This is a genomic window from Sporolactobacillus mangiferae (assembly GCF_023336505.1).
GTDB classification, from domain to species: Bacteria; Bacillota; Bacilli; order Bacillales; family Sporolactobacillaceae; genus Sporolactobacillus; species Sporolactobacillus mangiferae.
The window spans coordinates 74,439-96,427 of record NZ_JAMAST010000003.1 but is presented as its reverse complement, the minus strand read 5'-3'; the positions used below and the strand labels follow the sequence as shown (position 1 = coordinate 96,427).

The 21,989-nt window shown below is 46.7% G+C and carries 21 protein-coding genes; 14 read left to right on the top strand and 7 right to left on the bottom strand.

The genetic code is table 11. The annotated features are described in order from the left end of the window. Positions 1–61 precede the first annotated feature (61 nt). Genes M3N64_RS04765 through M3N64_RS04755 form a run of 3 tightly spaced genes read left to right on the top strand, consistent with a single transcriptional unit; the run spans position 62 to position 1,403 of the window. Positions 62–280 (top strand): gamma-glutamyltransferase, encoded by a 219-nt coding sequence (locus M3N64_RS04765; RefSeq protein WP_249099423.1) that lies wholly within the window; start codon positions 62–64, stop codon positions 278–280. Beyond that, positions 277–876, top strand: coding sequence for a chromate transporter (locus tag M3N64_RS04760; protein ID WP_249098874.1), 600 nt, complete (start codon positions 277–279; stop codon positions 874–876). Before M3N64_RS04765 ends, M3N64_RS04760 begins: the two co-directional genes overlap by 4 nt. Next, positions 873–1,403 carry a chromate transporter gene (locus M3N64_RS04755; protein WP_249098871.1) on the top strand — a complete coding sequence of 177 codons (531 nt, stop codon included), beginning with the start codon at positions 873–875 and terminating at the stop codon, positions 1,401–1,403. Before M3N64_RS04760 ends, M3N64_RS04755 begins: the two co-directional genes overlap by 4 nt. 148 nt (positions 1,404–1,551) lie before the next feature. Here M3N64_RS04755 and cysC read toward each other — a convergent pair whose 3' ends face one another. The 7 genes from cysC to M3N64_RS04720 form a co-directional block, all read right to left on the bottom strand. Then, a complete protein-coding gene (gene cysC, locus M3N64_RS04750) occupies positions 1,552–2,154 on the bottom strand; it encodes an adenylyl-sulfate kinase (protein WP_249098868.1) in 603 nt (200 codons plus the stop codon). Between the two features lie 13 nt (positions 2,155–2,167). Further along, positions 2,168–3,331, bottom strand: a complete 1,164-nt coding sequence (gene sat / locus M3N64_RS04745) for a sulfate adenylyltransferase (protein WP_249098863.1) — start codon at positions 3,329–3,331, stop codon at positions 2,168–2,170. Positions 3,332–3,450: 119 nt separating this feature from the next. Next, positions 3,451–4,197, bottom strand: a complete 747-nt coding sequence (locus M3N64_RS04740; protein ID WP_438270998.1) for a phosphoadenylyl-sulfate reductase — start codon at positions 4,195–4,197, stop codon at positions 3,451–3,453. A 77-nt stretch (positions 4,198–4,274) separates the two neighbouring features. Continuing rightward, positions 4,275–5,339 (bottom strand): sulfate/molybdate ABC transporter ATP-binding protein, encoded by a 1,065-nt coding sequence (locus M3N64_RS04735; RefSeq protein WP_249098858.1) that lies wholly within the window; start codon positions 5,337–5,339, stop codon positions 4,275–4,277. Between the two features lie 15 nt (positions 5,340–5,354). Next, the gene (gene cysW, locus M3N64_RS04730) at positions 5,355–6,248 is read right to left on the bottom strand and encodes a sulfate ABC transporter permease subunit CysW (RefSeq protein WP_438270997.1); all 894 of its coding nucleotides are present in this window, start codon (positions 6,246–6,248) and stop codon (positions 5,355–5,357) included. A gap of 15 nt (positions 6,249–6,263) precedes the next feature. Further along, on the bottom strand, positions 6,264–7,112 hold the full coding sequence (gene cysT / locus M3N64_RS04725) for a sulfate ABC transporter permease subunit CysT (RefSeq protein ID WP_249098854.1): 849 nt from the start codon (positions 7,110–7,112) through the stop codon (positions 6,264–6,266). 38 nt (positions 7,113–7,150) lie between these two features. Beyond that, positions 7,151–8,209: a sulfate ABC transporter substrate-binding protein gene (locus tag M3N64_RS04720; protein WP_249098851.1), complete on the bottom strand. Its 1,059-nt coding sequence runs from the start codon at positions 8,207–8,209 to the stop codon at positions 7,151–7,153. A 702-nt stretch (positions 8,210–8,911) separates the two neighbouring features. Between M3N64_RS04720 and M3N64_RS04715 the strand changes: the two genes are divergently transcribed. From M3N64_RS04715 to M3N64_RS04665, 11 genes are all read left to right on the top strand, one after another. Beyond that, complete coding sequence (locus M3N64_RS04715; RefSeq protein WP_249098848.1) at positions 8,912–9,205, top strand: WXG100 family type VII secretion target; 294 nt, start codon at positions 8,912–8,914, stop codon at positions 9,203–9,205. 219 nt (positions 9,206–9,424) lie between these two features. Then, positions 9,425–9,853 carry a YwqH-like family protein gene (locus M3N64_RS04710; protein ID WP_249098846.1) on the top strand — a complete coding sequence of 143 codons (429 nt, stop codon included), beginning with the start codon at positions 9,425–9,427 and terminating at the stop codon, positions 9,851–9,853. After that, positions 9,853–10,107, top strand: a complete 255-nt coding sequence (locus M3N64_RS04705) for a DUF5344 family protein (RefSeq protein ID WP_249098843.1) — start codon at positions 9,853–9,855, stop codon at positions 10,105–10,107. Before M3N64_RS04710 ends, M3N64_RS04705 begins: the two co-directional genes overlap by 1 nt. After that, positions 10,104–11,636 carry a ribonuclease YeeF family protein gene (locus tag M3N64_RS04700; protein ID WP_249098840.1) on the top strand — a complete coding sequence of 511 codons (1,533 nt, stop codon included), beginning with the start codon at positions 10,104–10,106 and terminating at the stop codon, positions 11,634–11,636. The genes M3N64_RS04705 and M3N64_RS04700 overlap by 4 nt, the downstream gene beginning before the upstream one ends. Positions 11,637–12,371: 735 nt before the next feature. After that, positions 12,372–12,611 (top strand): ESX secretion system protein YukD, encoded by a 240-nt coding sequence (yukD, locus tag M3N64_RS04695; protein ID WP_249098837.1) that lies wholly within the window; start codon positions 12,372–12,374, stop codon positions 12,609–12,611. 12 nt (positions 12,612–12,623) lie between these two features. After that, the gene (gene essB, locus M3N64_RS04690; protein WP_249098835.1) at positions 12,624–13,907 is read left to right on the top strand and encodes a type VII secretion protein EssB; all 1,284 of its coding nucleotides are present in this window, start codon (positions 12,624–12,626) and stop codon (positions 13,905–13,907) included. 42 nt (positions 13,908–13,949) lie between these two features. Continuing rightward, positions 13,950–15,494, top strand: coding sequence for an FtsK/SpoIIIE N-terminal domain-containing protein (locus M3N64_RS04685; RefSeq protein ID WP_249098832.1), 1,545 nt, complete (start codon positions 13,950–13,952; stop codon positions 15,492–15,494). Beyond that, positions 15,485–17,158, top strand: a complete 1,674-nt coding sequence (gene essC / locus M3N64_RS04680; RefSeq protein ID WP_249098830.1) for a type VII secretion protein EssC — start codon at positions 15,485–15,487, stop codon at positions 17,156–17,158. Before M3N64_RS04685 ends, essC begins: the two co-directional genes overlap by 10 nt. Before the next feature lie 39 nt (positions 17,159–17,197). After that, complete coding sequence (locus M3N64_RS04675) at positions 17,198–18,427, top strand: hypothetical protein (protein ID WP_249098825.1); 1,230 nt, start codon at positions 17,198–17,200, stop codon at positions 18,425–18,427. Between the two features lie 24 nt (positions 18,428–18,451). After that, positions 18,452–21,679, top strand: a complete 3,228-nt coding sequence (gene esaA / locus M3N64_RS04670; RefSeq protein ID WP_249098823.1) for a type VII secretion protein EsaA — start codon at positions 18,452–18,454, stop codon at positions 21,677–21,679. Further along, positions 21,660–21,983 (top strand): type VII secretion EssA family protein, encoded by a 324-nt coding sequence (locus M3N64_RS04665; protein WP_249098820.1) that lies wholly within the window; start codon positions 21,660–21,662, stop codon positions 21,981–21,983. The genes esaA and M3N64_RS04665 overlap by 20 nt, the downstream gene beginning before the upstream one ends. Positions 21,984–21,989: the final 6 nt, after the last annotated feature.

The window sequence follows — 21,989 nt, the reverse complement described above, 5'->3', positions numbered from 1 at the left end:
GAATGCTCCGGCTGCTTGGGCGGAATACAATCGAAAGTTTGGTAACTTGCCGCTGACCGATGTGCTGCAACCGGCGGTTGATTACGCAGAGAAAGGTTTTCCGATCTCGCCAATCGTGGCAAAAAATTGGCGCCGTGCATTCGAAAGCTATAAAAAAGAATGCCACGATCCGATGTTTGTGCCTTGGTTGAGACCCTTGCTCCTCCGGGTGGGAAAGCACCGGAAGCAGGTGAGATCTGGCATTCACCAGCATTTCGTATTAAGGAGCTTAATGGCATGACTCAGCAAGAAAAACAACGTGCACTACAAAGATCATCTTTAGCCATTCATTGGGACTTATTCATCGCCTTTTTCCGGTCGGGCATGGTCAGTTTCGGCGGAGGTCCGTCAGGTATTCCGCTGATTGAAGCGGAGGTCGTCAAAAGGTATCACTGGATGACGATTGAAGAATTCGGCAATCTGGTTGCCTTGGCGAATGCATTGCCTGGTCCGATTAACACAAAGCTTGCAGGCTATGTTGGATGGAAGGTCAAAGGATTTACCGGCATGCTTGCGGCATTGCTTGCGGTTGTTCTCCCAACGGTGATCCTTATGATTGCGCTGCTCGGCGTCCTCGTACGTTTCGGCGATCAGCGCTGGGTACGCGGGATGACGCAGGCGGTTCTGCCTGTCGTTGGCGTTTTAATGGCACAATTGACATGGCAATTTATGAAAAATGCCGGGAAAGGGCTGGGGTGGACAATCAGTTTGATTCTGACTGGCCTGAGTTTTGTGTTGATGGAAGTTCTGCACGTTCATCCGGCCATTCTGATTGCGCTGACCCTGCTGCTTGTGCTGCTCAAGCCATCGAAGAAAAAGGCGAGTGAGCGCGGATGATCTTCTGGCAATTGTTCCTTGCCTTTTTTATCCCGGGTATTCTCGGCTACGGCGGAGGTCCGGCGTCCATTCCATTGATCGAAAACGAAGTGGTCGGTCATTATCACTGGATGACGGTGACCCAATTTAGTAATGTTCTCGCTTTTGGTAATGCGCTGCCGGGACCGATTGCAACCAAGATGGCCGGGTACATTGGTTACGAAGTGGCGGGTGTTGCCGGTTCGTTCATGGCACAGCTCGCGACAGTTGCACCGTCACTCATACTTTTAATCACGCTTTTACGGCTTCTTGAACGTTTTAAGGCTTCGCCTAAGGTGAAATGGCTGACCCTGCTCATTCGTCCGATTATTGTCGTCATGCTCGGGATGATGGCCTGCAATTTTTTCGCGGCTTCCGCTCAATCGTCAGGATGGCTGCCGATGATTCTGATTGCAGCAGCCAGTTTTGTGCTGATGGAGCGTTTCCGTATTCACCCGGCCTTTGTCATTGCTGGCGCACTGGTGTTTGGCGCTTTTTTTATGGGATAAATCAGGCGATACCGGACCTGGCAGACTGATTGTACGAATAGGTAAAAATTGGCGAAAAGATCTGCCAAGATACTGAATCTTTGCAAGCTTTTTCTCTTTAACGAATTTGGCTATTTTTTTTCAATCGTGTCATTTTATCTGAGACACTTCATCGAATGATGTTTTTGTCCTTAAGATACTGAATGACTTGATTTGTACAGGTTTCCAAATCCTGTTGTTCTGTGTCGACGATGAGTTCCGGTGATTCCGGAGGCTCATACGGGGAGTCAATACCGGTGAAAGAGGGTATGATTCCAGAGCGTGCCTTTTTGTACAATCCTTTTGGATCACGGGATTCACAGACGGCTAAGCTGCATTTAACATAAACTTCGATAAATTCATCCGACTCGAACTTTTTTCTGGCTGCGGATCGATCGGCACGGTAAGGAGAAATAAAAGCAGTCAGCACAATCGAATTGCTGTCAGCAAATAATTTTGCAACTTCGCTGATACGCCTGATGTTCTCGCGACGGTCTTCTTCTGAAAAACTGAGATCACGATTCAGTCCGTTGCGGATGTTGTCACCGTCAAGCAAATAAGTCTGGTATCCCGCAGCAAAAAGAGCAGCTTCAACACAGTTGGCCAATGTTGACTTTCCGGAACCGGAAAGTCCGGTGAGCCAAATGACCGCGCCTTTTTGACTGCTTTGTTTTTCCCTGTCTGGCTTAGTAACGGTTGTTTGATGCCAGAAGATATGCGTTTGATTTTTCATATGCAGTGCCCCTTTAATGCCGTATCATTTTGGATTCATTATTCTTTTTGCTCAGTCCCTTAATGAGGGTATCGGCGACTTCAGGTCTGCTGAACGTAGCCGGTGGGCGGATACCGGAACGGAGCATCTCCCGAACTTTTGTGCCTGATAAGGCAACATGGAATGATGCTGGATGCGAACATGTCTTGTTAGATGCCATACCTCCGCATTTTTTACAATAATAGCTGTTTTCGAAAAAAAGTGTCTGAATATCCAGCTCCTCACGTGTGAAATTTGAGAAGATTTTTTGGGCATCATAGGTACCATAATAATCTTTAACCCCGGCATGATCGCGCCCAACGATAAAATGTGTGCAGCCAAAATTCTTTCGGCAGATGGCATGGAAGACAGCCTCTCTTGGCCCGGCGTAGCGCATAGCCACCGGAAAGACAGCAAAAGCTGTCCGTTCCTTTACATAATAGTTATTGATCAGGACATGGTAACTGCGCATACGTATGTCGGCAGGAACGTCATCCTTCTTTGTTTCCCCAACGAGCGGATTGATAAACAGGCCGTCAATTGTTTCAAGGGCTGTTTTCTGAATATACTCATGTGCACGGTGGATAGGATTTCGTGTCTGAAACCCGACGATGGTTCTCCATCCTTTGCGATCAAATAGGTCTCTGGTCACTGCAGGATCGAGAAAATCGCCCGCATACTCGTTCGGGCGTTCTGACCGCCTGATCAGTTCTATCGGACCTGACAGATAGACACTTTCGCGATCAAAAAGGCGTTTGACGCCTGGATGCGCCAGATCTGTGGTCAGATATACATGCTTAGCCTCCCATTTCTTATCGGGACGAAATTTGCCTGTAACATTCAATGTGCCGTAGGTTGTATTATTGTAGGTTAGCCTTACAAGATCGCCTACAGATACGCTGGCAGCGACAGATTCAGATGCGGGAAGTGTGATCGGCAGTGTCCATGCCAGTCCGTTTTTCAAGCGCATGTTCTTAATAATGGAATAATAGTTGTCCTCGTCTATGAACCCGGTCAGAGGACTATAGATTCCATTTGCAATTGATTCTAGGTCACTCAGGGAAATTCGATCAATCGGGACCTCGAGATGAATCGCGTCAACATTTTTTCCAAACGATTGTCGATTAATTAATTTACCGCCATGAGGCAAACCTGACATAATAAAATCATCCTTTGATCATTCTTTGCATATGTCTCGAGCCGTTTTTTCATCGGTCAACCTTAATTCCGAATAGATTGTTTCAATGAGCGTTTACGGGGTATGATCCATTTATCTGTTTAAGATTCATCGAGTCGTTTTTTTAAATGCAAACCGCATTCTGTTTTATCAAACGGACGCCATCTGCCTGCACGCTGATCTTCTCCAGGTTTAATCGGTAAAGTACAGTAAGCACAGCCAATACTTGGATAGTTCTGATCATGAAGCGGGTTGTAAGGCAAGTCATGAATCCTGACGTAATTCCATATCTCTTGCCATGTCCAATGAATTAAAGGACATATTTTGATCGACTTGAATTTCTCATCTCGATTCACGTACTGAACATGACGCCGGGTTAAGGACTGTTCACGACGAAGTCCGGAGATCCAAGCTTTATAGTTTTTCAAAAATGAATTCAGCGGCTCAACCTTTCGAAGCTGGCAGCAAAGGTCTGGTCTGCGTTTCCATAAACGGTCTCCATATTTGGCTGCCTGTTCATTCGGCGTCAAATCGGGTCTTTGACGAATAATCGTCAGCTCTGGATAACGTGCCTGCACGCGATCCACAAGTTCATACGTTTCTTTAAAATGAAAGTCCGTATCCAGGAAAATGATGGTTGCATCGTGCTTAATCTTACTGATCAAATCAATCAGTACAATTCCCTCAACACCGAAGCTACACGAATACGCCACCTGATTTCCATAGGTTTGATACGCCCAGTGCAGAACCTGCGAAGCCCCATGATCAGATGAATCAGCCTCACTTGGAGAAAAATCAGGCAACAACTGATCAGACCAGTGATTGTAGTTTAATTGATAATCGGTCAATGTATATTCACCTCCTCCTGATTGGTAGTTGCAGACATTAGCTGTAAAAAAATGACTAAAAATCCTTTCTCAGAACATTAAAGGCCATCAGCAGCAAATACTTTAATTTGTTTGGGTTCCAGAAATACACGCTGACTCTTGATCAGTGAAAGTTGGCTGAATTCACGTTTTGTCAGTTCAACTTCAATACTCTGCGCATCATCCTGTCGTTCAAGTTCCAAACGGATCACCGAACCGGCAGGGTGAATATGAGTGATGGTGGCCGGCCATGCACGGTTGGCAGCGTGGCCATTTGCTGCTTTAATACTGAATTGATCAGGGCGAATAAATGCGATGCCATCCGTGCTGCCGGTGTTTTCAACAGGAATCTTGAAATTCCCGTTGATGAACTGACCGTCTCTGATCGTTCCGCGTACCCGATTGACATGGCCGATAAAATCGTACACAAACGAATTAACCGGCTTTTCGTAGACCTGGGATGGGGTACCGATCTGCTCGATTTGCCCTTTATTAATAATGACAATCCGGTCAGCCACTTCAAATGCTTCTTCCTGATCATGCGTAACAAGCAGGCTGGTCATCTTTACTTGGCGATGAAGTTGCCGCAGCCACTGCCTGAGTTCCTTTCTGACCTTTGCATCAAGTGCTCCAAAAGGCTCATCCAATAAAAGAATGTGCGGTTCAATGGCAAGCGCCCTGGCTAGAGCAACGCGCTGTCTCTGTCCACCTGAAAGCTGAGAGGGATAGCGTTCTCCGTATGGTTCCAGCCTGACCAAATGCAGAAGCTGATCAACTTTTTCGTGGATGGCACGTTTTGACGGGCGAAACTTTCTCGATTTAACCTTCAGACCGTAAGCGATATTTTCCCGGATGGTCATGGTATTGAACAAAGCATAATGCTGGAAAACAAAGCCTGCTTTGCGCTTTTTAATCGGTGCATCCGTCAAATTTATGCCATGAAATAAAATGCTACCCTCGTCAGCATATTCCAAACCGGCAAGAACTCTCAGCAATGATGTTTTTCCGGAGCCGGAAGGACCCAGCAGGGCGACCAGCTCGCCCGTCTGAATAGTTAGATTAATGTGATTCAGAATCTGGCAGGAACCATATGATTTGGAAATGTTTTTCAATTCAATGCTCATGGCAATCCTCCTCGTTCATTTAATGTCAATGGAACGTGTACGCGAACTTTTCCAGTCAAAGTAGCCTTTCAATGCAAGCGAAGCAAGCGCAACAACGGACATCAGCGAAGAGAGTGCAAAAGCAGCCTCCATTTGGTAACCGTTATAAAATGCTTCTACTTGAAGAGGCATGGTGTTGGTTTGCCCGACTATATGCCCGGATATGACGGAAACAGCACCAAAATCGCCGATTGTACGGGCGCTGCAGAGAATAATGCCGTATAGCAAACCCCATTTGATGTTTGGCACGGTCACTTTAAAAAAGGTACGCAATGTACTGGCACCTAATATCAGTGATGCTTCTTCTTCCTGTGTTCCCCGACTTTCCATGACTGGGATCAGCTCACGAGCAACAAAGGGATAGGTGACAAAAAGTGAAGCAATCACAATGCCGGCTGTATTAAAGACAAGCTGAATATTGTGTGCCATCAGCCATTTTCCCAAAGTTCCATGATCGCCAAAGAGCAAAACAAAGATCAAACCGCCGATCACCGGTGAAATGGAAAATGGAAGATCGGCAAGCGTAATCATCAGACTTTTTCCCTTAAAATGATATTTGGTTACTGTCCAAGCAAGCAGCACCCCAAAAAATGTGTTAAGCGGAACGACAGTGGCAACCACGGTAAGCGTAAGATAAATGGATGACAGCGTTTCTGGACTCGTAATCGAATTCAAATAGATATGGATACCACTGCTTAAAGCCGCTGCAAAGATATATATGAGCGGTAAAATAAGGAAAAGTGATATAAATGCGACAACAATCAATGAAAGCAGAATCTGTACCCATTTCGGTTCGGTCAGAACAAGCTTCATGGGTGTTTTCACTCGTGCAAAATTGTGCGTTTTTTGAGATAAAGAAAGTTCTGTCACCCCGTGCCTCCCCTTTCATTGATCAGCAAATTTTCGTTTTGACAACCACTGTGAAAAATTTATGAGAAACAATATGAGAAAAGAAGCGATCAATAGAACCAGTGCAACAGATGTTGCGCCGTCGTAATCAAACGCTTCGAGCTTCTGCATGATCACGAGTGGTGCACTTTCAGTTTTAAAAGGCATATTGCCAGCAATAAATACAACAGAACCGTATTCACCGAGTGCCCACGAAAAAGCAAGCGCAAAACCTGAGAAAGCCGCTGCTCGAATTTTTGGAAAAACGATGTGAATCAGGGTTTGCCATCGATTCGCTCCAAGAACCGCTGAAGCTTCTTCACCTTCTTTTTCCATATTTTGCAGCACAGGTTCAACAATGCGCACGACAAACGGCATTCCGATAAGAATCAGGGCGATGACAATGCCGGTTTGTGTATAGGACACTTTAAATGGGAGCAGCCTGCCAATCCAGCCGTTTGTTGCGTACAGCGTAGCAAGCGTGATGCCTGCGACAGATGTCGGCAGTGCAAACGGCAGATCAAGCAAACCATCAATCAATTTTCTGCCGGGAAATGAATAGCGAACGAGTACCCAGGCAGTCAGAGTGCCAAATACAAGGTTAATCAGTGACGCAGCCAAGGCCGTTGTAAAACTCAGCCGATAAGCAGCAAGGACAAGCGGCTGGCTGATCTGTTTCAAAAATCCATCCCACCCCAATTGCGATGTATAGATGAAAATCATGGACAAAGGAATGAGTACCAGCAAAGAAAGATAGGACAGGGACAGACCAAACGTGAGTCCGAAACCAGGAATAATCTGTCTCCTTTTCATTTTTGCTCTGCTTTTCAACTGAGACTGAAACATAATCCGCCTCCTTTCAAATTCAATTTAGACCGGCAGATTTATTTTTTCCCACTGTAGATCTGATCGAATACGCCACTGTCGTCAAAGAACTTTTTCTGGGCTTTATTCCATCCACCGAATAATGGATCATCAATCTTTACCAGTGGAATATTTGGATAAATTTTTCGATAGTTGTTCAAGACGTCTTGATTACGAGGGCGATAGTAATTTTGCGCGATGATTTTCTGAGCGGGTTTCGTATACAAATAGTTTAGGTATGCGGTAGCCACTTTAGTTGTCCCATTTTTTTTGGCGTTTTTATCTACGACAGAAACAGTGGGCTCAGTTAATATACTGATCGACGGGTTAACAATCTCATATTTACTTTTACCGCCTGAAGCGTTTAAACTAAGCAGTGCCTCATTTTCCCAGGCGATCAGAACATCTCCGACACCGCGTGTAGTGAACGTGGTGGTTGCGCCGCGGGCACCGGAATCAAGGACTTTAACATTACGGTACAGAGCTTTCAGAAATTGCCTGTCCTTAGTCTGGTCGCCATTATATTTTTTATCTGCGTATGCCCACGCAGCGAGAAAATTCCACCGCGCACCACCGGATGTTTTCGGATTTGGGGTAATCACACCGACGCCTTTTTTCGTCAGATCATCCCAGTCTTTGATATGTTTCGGATTGCCTTTTCTTACTAAAAAGACAATCGTTGACGTATAAGGTGCGGAATGATCCGGAAGTCTGTCCTGCCAGTCGGGCGAAATCTTATGTGTGCCCGCAACGATCGAATTTACATCGCCGGCAAGCGCCAAAGTGACAACATCGGCATTTAAGCCATCGATGACTGCTCTGGCCTGCGCACCGGACCCGCCATGCGATTGTTGGATCGATACATTTTGTCCTGTTTTCTTTTTCCAGTAATCCGCAAAAAGCTGGTTATAACTCCTGTAGAGTTCTCTTGTCGGATCGTAAGAAACATTCAACAGCTTCACGTTCTTTCCTGAAGCAGAACCGGAATTCGAGGCTTTGCCTGATCCGCAGGCGGTTAGGACAAGCGAGAATATAATCAGCAGTGCGACGAGATACCAACCTTGTTTTTTTCGTTTCATTAAATGATAACTCCTCTCCATCAAATAATTTAATTAAACACATATGTTAACTATGAATTATAAACAAAAAAATAACATGAGTCAGCCATTTAATTCATAGGGAATAAAGAACTTATCTGAATGGAGCGTGAACGCACCGATAGTTTCAAAAAATACTGTATGATGCGGATGCGAGAGAAAGATTTGCACTGCCTGCATACCTTCAGTTGTGTTTGTGTGCCTTTTCTGATAGATTGCAATCATTTTAACGCCGCAAATTATATGAGTCAACAAAAAAATTAAATGTTTTTAAAACATTCCAACGTTCAAAAAATATCATCACAAAAAATAGTGAGAAAGGCACAGCGAAATTTGTCATTATTTGTCGCATTGCCGGAATCGGGAAGATTTTCATGAAAAATTCAGGAAATAAGGCGGTGTTCAAGGAACCGCCACATTTTGTATAATACAAGCAATGAAATAAATAACTTCATTTTATCCAATCAGGTACACCTCAGAATGTTCTTCGATTGCCGTTGTCATACATCACTTATCAAACGTTGTTAACCAAGCGGAACACCGTCACTGACGGAGCACATAAATAATGGTCATAGGTACGTGGAATGCCTTTTTGTCATGCGGTATCCCGCAGGGCCATTCGCCATATCCGGTGGCATGTTCAAAACACGTGCATGCGTGTAATAACAAGGAGGTCTTTTTATTATGGCAGGACAAATTCGTTTAACTCCGGAAGAACTGCGCAGCTATGCTGCAAAATACGGTCAGGAATCATCGAATACCGGAGAGCTGATTGGACGATTGGACGGCATGATTAATCAATTGGCACAAGTATGGGAAGGTGCTTCAAGCCGTGCATTCAAAGATCAGTACGAACGGCTGCGTCCCTCTTTTCAGCAGATGCAGCAGCTTTTGGAAGATGTCAATCATCAGCTTGCGAAGACAGCCACCATTCTGGAAGATACCGACCGTCAAATTGCCGGACAGATCAACGCTTAATAAGAGAAATGAAGGCCGGGCTCTTGGGGGAGTCCGGTTTTTTTACTCTTGAAGTATATAAAATTTAAGAAAAATAGTATAAGTGGTCCGAAAAAACGCCGCGTCCTGCGGCTTATCGGACACTAGGCCGTCCATGGCCGTCGCGACGACGGCTTCGCCCGTGTCAAAGGCTTGGCAAAGCCAAGTTTTCTAGTCTTACTGAAAAGGAGCTGGGGTTCTATGAGTGCTTCAGAAACTTTAGATGCCATTTTTCACGCGCTGGCGCATCAATCCGCCTCGATTGATGAAAAGATTGAACGATTAAAATCCGCAAACCGCAGACTGGGACACAAGCAGGCGGCGGCTGTTCATGACCTTCGGCAAATAACGGAACCGAAGCTTGGCGCGCACTGGCAAGGCACAAAAGCACGCAGCTTTCAAAAAAAGCGGGATTCAGCCCATGACAAAATGCATGCGAAACTCACCACGACAATCGATGATTATCAACAGCGTATTGAAGGCAAGATCCGTGAATTGCGCCTGAAAAATGAATTTCTGCAGACAACGCGTGCCATGGCGCACGAGGCAAGCGGCTTGCTTTATAAAGGGGAAAAGGCAGCTGATGCCTTGGAACACAAGTTATCAAAAATCAAAGGGCGGTTGTTCTAATGGTCCAAATTGAACTCAATTCCAGTGTTACGGACAGCCGGATTAATGAAGCAGAACGCGCACTCCGCGCTGTGCCCATGCTAAAATCGATTTCCTGCGGGCATAATCACCTCGCTGCGACATCCGCCTGGCAGGAGGGCGAACAGATGATGCGCCAGCTTCTCTCTGCTTATGTTGCAGGTGTGCAGAAAAATATTGCCGATACCCGGGCGAATGTTGCGCTCCTGAGACGTCAGGACGAGGTGATTCGATGAGAACAATGGCAAGTGGCGGGTCTGGATCAGCGGGTGACACGCAAACGTATGAAGCCGATTCGCTGATCGCGGCTGCCAAAGCGCACGCCGAACACTATCAGGTGCTGCGCGGCCAATTCCACACGCTCCGTGGGGCATTCCGGCAAATCGAGGGGCTTGGTTCCGACTTTCAGGGGAAGGGCGCAGAGGCCATCAAAAAGTTCTATGCCGCGCAAGTGAATGTGGTCGATGCCTGGCTGCGCCTGATTGATAAAAAAATTGCCTACTACCAGGGCGTCGCGGGCACGATTGGGGAGAAAAATCTGGGTGGAAATACGCAGATTCAAGTACCTTTTCTGAATGAAGATCTATCCATCGGTTACGCTCGATCTAAGGAAATGGTACGCGAGCAGCGGGCGGACATCGCAAAAATCCTGAGCAGTATTTCCGATCTTGTGCCGATCAATGTCTTCTCCAACCATGAGGTGGACCAGGCACTGGATGCTGCCGATAAAAAACGGGCGCAAACCGTACTTGATGTTCAGGATCTTGATCAGAATCTGACCAATGAATACCGTCAGGTGAACGAAGACCTGCCCTACATTGCGTCGCTGTATGGCGAGCTGATCAATGCCACGCGGCAAGGCGCGGATGTTCAGCCGTTGAATTTCAACGCGCAAGCCTACCACGACAGCAAAATCTATCATATTCAAGATGAAATGAAAAAGGAGACACAAAATTATCTCCGCTATAAGCAGCAGCAGGAAAATGTTCGTGAGATGGAGAAGCAGACAGAGGCGGAAGTGAACCGTCCATGGTATCAAAAAGCCGGCTCTGCGATTGCTACATTTGCCGGCGAGCTGTCCGGCTATTATGATTATCTTAGAGCAGTCGAAGGCGTCGATCCGGAGACCGGGCGAAAGCTGAGCGCTGGTGAACGCGTCGCCGCCGGGGCCATGGCTGCGTCAACATTTATCCCGATTATCGGCTGGGGCGGACGGATTGTCAAAGGCGGCGCGGCCATCTACAAAACGGCGCGCGGCATGGAAGCGGCCGGCCACGCCCTGAACGCCTATGACCAGACAAGCCGAACGCTCAAGGTGCTCAGCCAAAGTGAAAAAGGAATCAACGCCCTGCTGGCGGCAAACGGCATCACCCAGGCGGCCACCGGCAAAGATCTGTTCGGCAGGCAGCTGACCCGTGACGAACAAAGAAACAGCCTCCTGCAAGGCGTGTTCATGATGAACCTCTTCACCCGCAAGCTCGCCATTTCACCTGAGCAAAAGGCAATTGCGCATGCGCAGGGTCAAACGTTTAAAGACCATGTAGCCAAAGTTGTCCGCGATACAAAAGCATCAGTCAGCTCAAGTCAATGGAAACCGGCAATGGACGGAGTGCCCAATGATTTTGCGAAAGTGAGCGATGATGCAGAGGATATAGCGGAGTCACAGCGTACGGTGAAAAGTGATGGAACAGGGGATATTGGTGAGAAGAGCTGCACTGAGCTTCTAACTAGTAAAATCGGCACGGTTTTTCTTGTCGAATCGTGACGACTGTGCTGGTTTGTGACTTTAGTTCAGGAAGATAGACGGTGTTCCCCTTGAATTTCCTTTTGTATAATAACAGCAAGTACTAATTAAGATTATTTTGTGACAATACCGCGACAATAAACTCCGGATCACGGCTTCAAAAAGAGTCAATCATTCATTTTCCAAAAGCACAGTTGATGATTTTATCAAAACGAACATTTTACACAAACAAATAAGAAAAGAAAAAGATTCAAAGGTATTGAGAGTAAGCATAGCGGCAGTTTCGTCTTCGCTAAAGGCCTGGTAGCGAAAAGGTTTCTCACAAGTAAAGAAGTATACGATTTTAGAGGTATGAAACCAATAATCACGTGTCTTAGCTGAGAATCGAAGCGAAGGTGTGAGACGCCTGCGGGACTTGCGTGCCAGCGAGACCCCGCAGATTACAGCCTGTCTGAGGAGGCTCGCCCGCGGCAAGCGAGCAACCGAAGCGACGATTCAGTGATCGTAAAGACACGGATCCATGAAACATGGTTAGAGATAGAGGACCAGGCAAAGCCAAGTTTTCTAATTAGGTCCTGTAACGAGAGGTGCTGCGTCTGCACCATATCTTATCATGACGCAATGAATGGGCATGATCAGCCTGCTAAGACGGCAGTCATTCTGGCGGATATCGCCAAATGCGGGTTCGATCAATGGATATTTTAATTATGCCGGGACTTTCTCAGGGTTTTGGCTACTTAAACGTGGTGAAGTGATATGTATATCAATATAACTGTAGACCTCTCACGCTATAAGCGGGACAGTCTTGATCTGCGCATCTCCAATCAGCAGCCGGTGAAGCAGCTGATTCACACTGTATGGACGATTGCCGGACTTGAGCAACCGCCAAGAGAAGGCTGTTGGGTGCGGGTCGTCAATAAAGAACTGATCATTCGCGGCTATGACATTCTGGGTGAAAAGAAGATTTCAAACGGCGATAAACTGCTTGTACTTTAGAAGGGGATCATAATGACACTTGCTAACAGCTTTTTTCAATCAAAGTTTGATGCCGCAGCAGAGACAAAGGATGGTCAGTATATCCTTACTTTTCAGCGTGCAAAACTGCCTATGCGTCATGAGGAAGAACTCGGCGTCCTGCAGAGTATTGACGATGAAATGACGCGAACCATTAAAACAACCGAAGATGAAATTGTGATTTGTTCAGAAAGCCGGAGTGCACTGAAGCCCTTTGCCGAACTGCAGTCGGAAGTGCTGACCGAGAAATTGATTTTTGCCAGCAATTTGATTCGGTATTTTGAACGCTATGAACCTTCACGATTGATTCCCGTCTGCTTTCCTGAAAATCTCTTTTTTACTTCGGGATTTCAACCTGTTTTTCTGCACTATGGGGTTAAAGACAGCCTTCCTCCGCTCAGTTTTGAACGTGAAGACGTCCTGCAGCAAGTAAAGGCCGTGCTTGCGGTGCTGCTGGACCCGTCAAACAGCTTCGATACCTATATAAAATTCGATTTTGCGGCAAAAACGAACCGCTTTGTCAAGGATCTGCTGCACTGCTCAAGCTTCGAATCTTTAGCTGCACTTGTGGAAAAAGAACGAAGGAAGGAGATCATCAGCGAAAAGCAGAGTATCCGGGTGCCCAAAACACGTCATCGACTGCGCAGCGGTCTGTTGATCGGCAGCGTCGCTCTTTTGATTCCTTTACTTGTGCTCACCATTTATGCATTTGTCATCCAGCTTCCGCGTGAGGATCTGTTTCAGCAAAGCCATGAATTTTTCCTGGAAAACCAGTACAGCGATGTGGTCAGCAGTCTGAATGCGGTTGATTATGACAAGATGCCTAAAGTCGTCCGCTACGAACTGGCTGTGTCCTATGTGAAAAATGAGCCGCTGACCGATGAACAACAGCAGACAATCTTGAACGATCTCACGCTGCAAAGCAATGCCCACTACTATCAATACTGGATTCAGGTTGGACGTGGCGATGCAACGGGCGCGCTGAATACAGCACGTGCGCTTAATGATCGATCACTGATTGCCTATGCGCTGATTAAAGAAAAATCAGCGATTCAGGATGATCTGTCGATGAACGGAAAACAGAAGCAGGAACGTCTGCAGAGCATTGATGCCGAACTGAAGAAGTACAGCGATGAGCTGCAAAAGGTGCAGAGCAGTTCAGGCGATGACCAGAGCAGTCAGGGTGCAGTTCAATCAACCACCGGCGATCAGCAGACCAAAGAGCAAAACAGCACGCCGGACCAGGGAAAGTCAGCAAAAGACACCAATAAAAAATAACAGATCGGGCAAGGCAATTCGCCGTGCAAGGGGGAAAATATTTTGGAGAAGCTATGGATCATCACAGCGGATCATGAACAGGTCGTTGATTTGCAGCCATTCCATAAGAAAGAACTGATCATCGGCGGCGACTGGTCAGACACGATTACCACACAGGCAATAAAGGAAAAAGTGCGCCTGATTTGGGATCAGGATGCGGGCAGCTGGCAGTTGTCTGATTCGAGCCGCTGTTGCCGGTTATTCACGAACCATCCGCAAGCGCAGCCTGAACCAGGTGCTCTGTTTCTCGTGATTCAGAAAGCGGATCATGAGCCTGAGAAGAACGGCTATTACATAGGCAAAGCAGTGCAGCTGACCATTTCTGCCGCAGAAACAGCTGACTTTTCATTTCCTCAATATAAAGAAGATACCGGATTCCAAATCATCAGAGAAGGTGGCCGTTGGGGCGTAATGGTGTCCGAACAGGGCCTTCCTGTCTATCTCAATGGTGAACGTGTACATACACGTGCCCGTTTAACCGTTGGCGATGTGCTTTTCTGGGGATTGAACGAATGGATGCTGCAATCGGATGATTTGCTTGTTTTGACGGCAGGTGAACCGTTTACTGCACGTTTTGTTCCGACACGGAATCCAAAAACGGTACTCGCTGACCATTATCCGGATTATCAAAGAATCCCAAGACTGATCTACGAACGTCCCAGGGAAAAGGTGAAATTTTCATGGCCTTCGGATCTGGATACGGATAATCGGCGTAACCTTTGGATGATGATTCTTCCGCCGCTCATCATGCTGCTGGTGATGGCGGTTGTTCTGTTTGTCCAGCCAAGCGGTATCTACATGCTGATTTCTATTGTCATGTTTCTCTCAACACTGGTCACCTCCGTTTATCAGTACTTCAGAGAAACGAAGCAGGCGAAATTACGCCGGAAGGAGCGCCAGAAAAATTACACCCATTATCTGAAAGAAAAGCGCGAGGAGCTCAATCGGCTGTACGAACAACAGCGCTTTGTGCTTCATTATCAGTTCCCGGACAGTGAAAAATTGAAGCAGCTCGCCAATCAGCTGAGCCCGCGTATCTGGGAGCGAAGCCGGGAAGATGCCGACTTTCTGGATCTTCGTCTCGGTGTGACGGACTTGCCACCGGATTATGAAGTTCAGGGCAGCGAGCAGGAGCTGTCCAATCGTTCATTTGACGCGCTTTATCGTGAAGCGAGGACCATGCTGGATCATTATCGAACGATTAACGATGTTCCGTTGACGATTCGTCTGCTGGACGGACCGCTTGGGCTGATCGGTAAGCACTCGGTCATTCGTAAGGCCGTTCAGCAGATGATTTTGCAGCTTGCTTTCTTTCACAGTTATCACGATTTACGTCTGGTTGTGTTGTTTGATGAGGCAGAATATGCAGAATGGCGGTGGCTGAAATGGCTGCCGCATCTCAGAAGCCTCAGTACACAGGGGCGAAATCTGATCAATAACGAACAGACACGCGATCAACTGCTTCCCGGTATTTATGAGTTAATGAAGGCACGCATGCATACGGATAAAAAAGAAAAAAGGTTTTCCTGCCACATCTTGTGTTTGTGATTGCCTCGGATCAATTGATTCATGAACATGAGATCACCGAGTTTCTCGGTAAAGATTTTACCGATATCGGCGTCAGTTCCATTTTTCTGGCGAATACCAAGGATAATCTGAATGAACATGTATCGACGATCATCCGTTATGTGAATGAAGAGGAGGGTGATGTTCTGATCCTGAATCAAGTGGCAAATGGGCAGACCTTCCGAATCGATTCATTCAGGCAGGCAGGGAATGAGACCTTTGCAAGAGGACTGGCTGCATTGAATCACCGAAGCGGTTTTACAAATTCCATACCGGACAGTGTCACCTTTCTTGAGATGATGCAGGCAGAGGATGTGCACGACTTGCAGATTCGCCGTCGCTGGAGTGTGCATGATCCTGCTAAATCGCTTGCTGTTCCGGTTGGACTGCGCAGCAGGAATGATGTGCTTGAATTGAATCTGCACGAAAAGGCACACGGACCACATGGCCTTTTGGCGGGAACAACAGGATCAGGCAAAAGTGAATGGCTTCAAACCTACATTCTGTCGCTTGCGGTCAATTTCCATCCGCATGACGTGGCCTTCCTGCTGATCGATTTTAAAGGCGGCGGGATGGCGCAGCTATTTGAAAGGCTGCCTCATCTGCTTGGCACGATGACCAATATCAATGACGAAAAGAATTTCAGCGATCGGGCACTGGCCGCCGTGAAAAGCGAATCGCGCCGACGTCAGCTGCTGTTTGCCGCATGCAATATCAACCATATTGACGATTATCAGCTGCTCTATAAACAAGGTAAAGTCAAACAACCGCTCCCCCATTTATTTATCATTTCCGATGAATTCGCAGAACTCAAGAAAGAGGAACCGGACTTTATCCGTGAACTTGTAACGACCGCACGGATCGGACGGAGTCTTGGTATTCACTTGATTCTGGCGACGCAGAAACCGGCCGGTGTTGTTGACGATCAGATACGAAGCAACTCGCGTTTCAAGATCGCTCTGCGCGTCCAGGATAAATCGGACAGCAACGATATTCTCGGCAATGGTGACGCTGCAGAGCTGAAGCAGGTCGGCCGTGCCTATTTGCAGGTCGGCAACAATGAAATGTATGAACTTTTCCAGTCAGCCTGGAGCGGAGCGGTTTATGAGAAAAATATTTACACATCCGAAGATGATGTGTTCTACGTCCGGGATACCGGGCTTTATCCGATTTCTGAAATCCATGCTAATAGCAAGGTTCAGGAAAAAAAGGAAACCGAACTTGAAGTGATTGTTCAGGCAATCGCAGATCTCTGTCAGGAATTGGGCCTGAAACGGCTGCACAGTCCGTGGCTGGAACCGCTGCAGGCCCGGCTCGTGCGACCATCTGGTGCACGCGATGCCGATCGAATCATGATCGGGCTCGCCGATCATCCGGAAAAGCAGGAGCAGACACCGGTTTATCTGCGCATGCAGCGAGGCCGAAATATGGCCGTATTCGGGGCTTCGGGCTTTGGCAAAACCACATTTATTGCTTCATATCTCCTTGAGATGGTACGCAGCTATAATCCGGATCAGGTGCAGCTTTATCTCTTTGATTTTGGCAGCGGCGGACTGCTTCCTTTTCGCAGGCTGCACCACACCGGCGACTATTTTCGGCTTGATGAGAAAGAAAAAATGGACAAGTTCGCAGGCTGGATGAATTAGGAAATTAAGCGGCGTAAGGATCAGCTTCGGCAGAGTGGCGTGCCGACCATTGATCTGTACAATGAGCAGGAAGCGCAGCCGATGGCTTACCTCAAGGTCGTCGTCGACAATTTCGAAGCACTGCGTGAGGAGGGAGCGGATACGCTGGAAGAATCTTTTATCCGCTGGGCCCGTGAAGCCGGCAGTCTGGGTATCCAATTCATCCTGACTGTTTCCCGTGCAAACGGCATTCGCCCGAATCTTCTGTCCAGCCTGCCTATCCGTTTGTCCTATTACATGACTGATCAGTCGGAGTTTTACACCATTTTCAGCGGCTCCGTGAAGAAAACGGTTGAAGCGGTTCCGGGACGGGCGTTGATCAAAGTGGAAGAACTGGAAATGGTGCAGACTTACCTTCCCTTTGAGGCGAAGGCAGCGGCTGATTATCTAAACCAGCTGCGCGCAGCAATTCGCGACTGCAATGAACGGTATCCGGAAAGTCGGACAATCTATCATGTTCCGATGCTGCCTGAGCGATTGGGCAGCACGGAATTCCTGAAAAACCGGCAGATGAATCAGGACATCCTTTACTTCGGACTTGATGAAGACACGGTGAAGCCGCTTGGTGTCAGTCTTCGGCAAATGAATGCGTTTATCATTGTCGGCGATCCGCAGAAGGGGAAAACGAACACGATCCGGCTTATTCTCGAACAACTGATCCGCCGGGAAGCACACATCGCCTTGAGTGATTCGGAAGAGTTGATCTTTACCCAGGCAGCAGCCAGTAATGAATGGACGTATCTGGACGACAGCGACACCGTGGAATTATATGTCGATCAGCTCGAGTGCGATCTTGCTGAAAGAGAGCAGGAAGTTAAAGAGCAGATGCTTACGACCGGACAGACCCGGGCAGATGTTGCCTCATCCTATCCCGTTTACTATCTGCTGATTGATGGTTTGGACACATTCCTGCACAAACTGGACAATCGGCTGCAGAATCGACTCATCAACCTGATGAAACGCTATGCGCCGATTGGATTCAGCGTCATTGCTGCGGGAAATCAATTGGAGTGGAAAGGCTACGATCTGCTGATCACAGAACTGAAGCATGCAAAAGATGCCCTGCTTCTTGTACGTAAAACCGACCAAACGGTGTTTACCCTGCCTTACGTCAGCAAAGAACCGGCACTGGATAACGGACTTGGCTACCTGATTCATCAGGGACAGGACCGCCGTCTGATGCTGCCGCTTGCTGATGCTTTGAATTTTGATCTCGTTAAACGCAAATAACGAATTGAAAAGGAGCTCATTGATATGAATAAACAATGGATCAGCCATTTGAAAAAATGGGGATCACTGGCGATTGTATTTATCGTGATCGCCAGCATTTCCGGAGCCCTGCCCCGCTATCTGACCCCTCCATCTGAACAGCTGCAGCAAACGGATCATCCCGATCGTTCCAAAACAGTCGCCCCTGCTGCAACAAAAATCGCACACCTGGCACTGGTTAATGAAGATCAAGGTGCTGACGTCAATGGTCAGCGACTGAATCTCGGCAATCAGATTGCGCCGTTATTCTCTGAACAGGATGATTATGAGTGGCAGACCGTCAGCCGCAGCTCAGCCGATGACGGTCTGAAGAACGGCGGCTATCAAGCCGCATTTTATATTCCTTCCGATTTTACACGCAATATTTTTTCGTATGACCGCCAGAAACCCAAATCAGCTGTGATTACCTATCAAGCCGACCCTAAGCTGACGGCAGAAGAATCCGCCAAAGTGCAAACCGAATTTCAAAAGGTAAAAGGAACGCTCAACCAGCAATTTTCACGGATTTACTGGCGGGTTATTTCTGATCAGCTCAGTTACATCAGAGGTAATTTTTCAGATGTGCTGAACAAGGATAAACAGTATCTTCAGGCAATGTCTGATTTCTACAAACCATCATCAAGAAATATGGCACAGGTCTTTGATGCTCAGCTTAGCCAGATCAACGAACTGCTTCATGAAACCAAACAGACCTCAGGAAACGTTAGCGATCAGCAGATTACATTGACCGAGACGAAAAATCAGGTCAGCAAGCAGCTGGACGCCTTGAACAAACTGAGCAAACAGATGAATCAACAGATTCAAGCGCTGGAGAAAACAAGAGATACCAACAAGCAACTCGTGGATGACGCAATCGCTCAAAGCCAAAACAATTTAAAAGATTTAATTAATGCGTTTAATGATGGTATGGAAAATCCGATGAACACCGAGGTGACGATTGATCATCCATTAGATTCAGGTTATGAACTGACAGGACTAAATAATTTGATTGATGGGGCAAATACAAGCCTCACGGCGATCAATACAACAGCAAATGATCAATTTAAGGACATTGCAAGAGACTACCCGGATGAACCAATCACGTCTGTTGAGGATTTGGTTAACAGTTTAAATGCATCGATGAACAGCATTAGTGCAATTACCAATCCAGATAATACGAACCATTCGGAAAATGTATTTGGCCAGGTGACTGCGCTTAGTGAATCAGCCCAAGAGCTTTATGGGACGGGTCAAGATCTTTTGCAACAAGTGAATGATCTTTATGAAGAAGCGTATGGGGACTCGAAGCAAAAAACGAGTTTATTTGATTCGGTTAATAATTACTACACTCAGGCTAGTGATAATTACAATGTAGCCTATGACCTTTACCAGAATGCCTATGTGACTACTGATCAGAAAAAAAGTCTATTCGATATGGTGAACGATTATTACGGTCAGGCAGAATCTCTGTATAAAAAAAGTACTGATTTTTACAACACAGTTAAAAGCAATGCAATGAAACAAGTAATCAGTGATATTGACAGTCTCGAACAGGCGAATAAACCTGTTGAAAATCAGGATACTCAATGGGATGGCGAGCCCGACATTCTGAAGAAGATAGGAGAAATTCAAGAACTAATTGGCGGATCCAACGGGGTAGCAAATAAGAAAGAATTAGCAAACCTCAATGATGAGTTAGATTCCGATCTAAATAAAATTAATAATGATGCTGTTTATGATGGAAAATCTTTGTTCGTGGATCCAAATTCAGCAAAAAATTATGACGAAACCACATTAAAGCTCTATCAGCAATTACTAAACAATACGTATAGCAGTCTAAATGAACTAGACACTATTGTTACTGCACTGTCCGATGAATCAACAGAACCAGTTGATCCAAAATTAATAAAACCTGATTTTGATCTGAAAAAACCGGATGAACCTGATCTTACAAAACCGGAACTGAAGACACCTGAATTAACTCCACCGACAGATGCTACAGAAAAAGTTAAGAGTGCATTAGGTAATGTCACAAACTGGATCGATCTTTCCAACGGGCAGCTCACTTCATCCGTTACATCATTAGGCAGCATACGGACAACAGCGCAACCGATTGATCAGAGTCAGACTTTATCAAGCACCAAGAAAACCATACAGGATAAATATAGTTCAGCGATTAATCAATACAGTGATGCCTTGGACAAGCAAAAGTCTGAGCTTGAAAAAGTGGAAAATACACTGACAGGTAACATGAATAATGCACAACAGCAGGTTGCGTCCATTGCTAAGCCGCTTGTCGTAAAGGATCCAGATCCGACTTTCGAAGATGTGGATAATGGTTTTGCTCTTTCATTTAAGAGCAATACATTTGATCAGCTAAATACAATCGACGAAGCACTCCAATCCATCTCCGCCAGTCAATCAGCCATTCTGAATTCTTCGAAGGATGTCCAATCGATGGTGAACGGTGTGCAGAGCGATGCCAATCAGCTCTCCGGTTCGTGGGGACAGAACATAAATGCGACCGCACAGCTTGGACGCACGATCGCGCAGACCTTAGGCAATACGGGTGAACCTGGCAACCGCAACCCAAATGTTTATCAGCAGCTGACCAGTCCGGTTAATCTTGCCGGACAGAAAATCGGGGCGGCCAATACGCATACACCAAATACTGATCAGAAGGCTGCATCCGATGAAACGGTACCGGTGCAACAGCCGTTCCTGACTTTGCTCGCAGTTCTGATTGCGAGCGTCCTGACCGGATTCTTCAGCTACCACTATCGCAACCTGAGAAGCGCAGTCAATGCACTGATATCGGTATCGCTCGTGCTTGTGTCCTCATCGGCAATCATTTACTACGGAATTGCTCAGTACGGGCTTGAAGGACCTGCGGCCATTATGTGGAGCATTTTTACCCTTGGACTGATCGCCGTAATGTCGGCATGGATCCGCGTGGGCTACCAGCTTTCGGAACTTATTGGCATGCTGATCGTGACGGCAATGATCGTTCTGTTCACCTTGCCTTTGCTCCGAAACAGCATGGATCGTTTCGCGTTCCAAAATCCGGCGACCGATGTTTATATGGCAATTGCCTATGGCCCGGATTATCTGTCTTTTTATAAGGGATTGCTCAGCATTGTCGGGCTCTTCATTCCGCCTTTTGCGGTGATCGGAATTCAGGCCATCATACAGCACGTGAGAGAGGAGAAGGCAGATGAGACGGAAAACATGTAACCGACTGATACTGTCAAGTTTGGTGCTGACTGCTTTTCTCTTTATCTCAGGTTATGGAGAAAGCAGATCCGGAGTGGGCGTCAGGCCCAATCATTTTAAAAAGCAGAACACAACCATTAATACGGATGAAATTAATACGGACGTGAACGGCGCTTACCATAAAATACCCCAAGAAGTTCGCCGCATAACGTTCGTCAGGTCTCATCAGGATGAAAAAGTGATGAAAAGTCTGTTCTTAGCATCTGCGACACCAGATAAAGTGAATGTGAAAAAAGAAACAGAGCGGCTTGGCCTGTTCCGGTAAATCTGA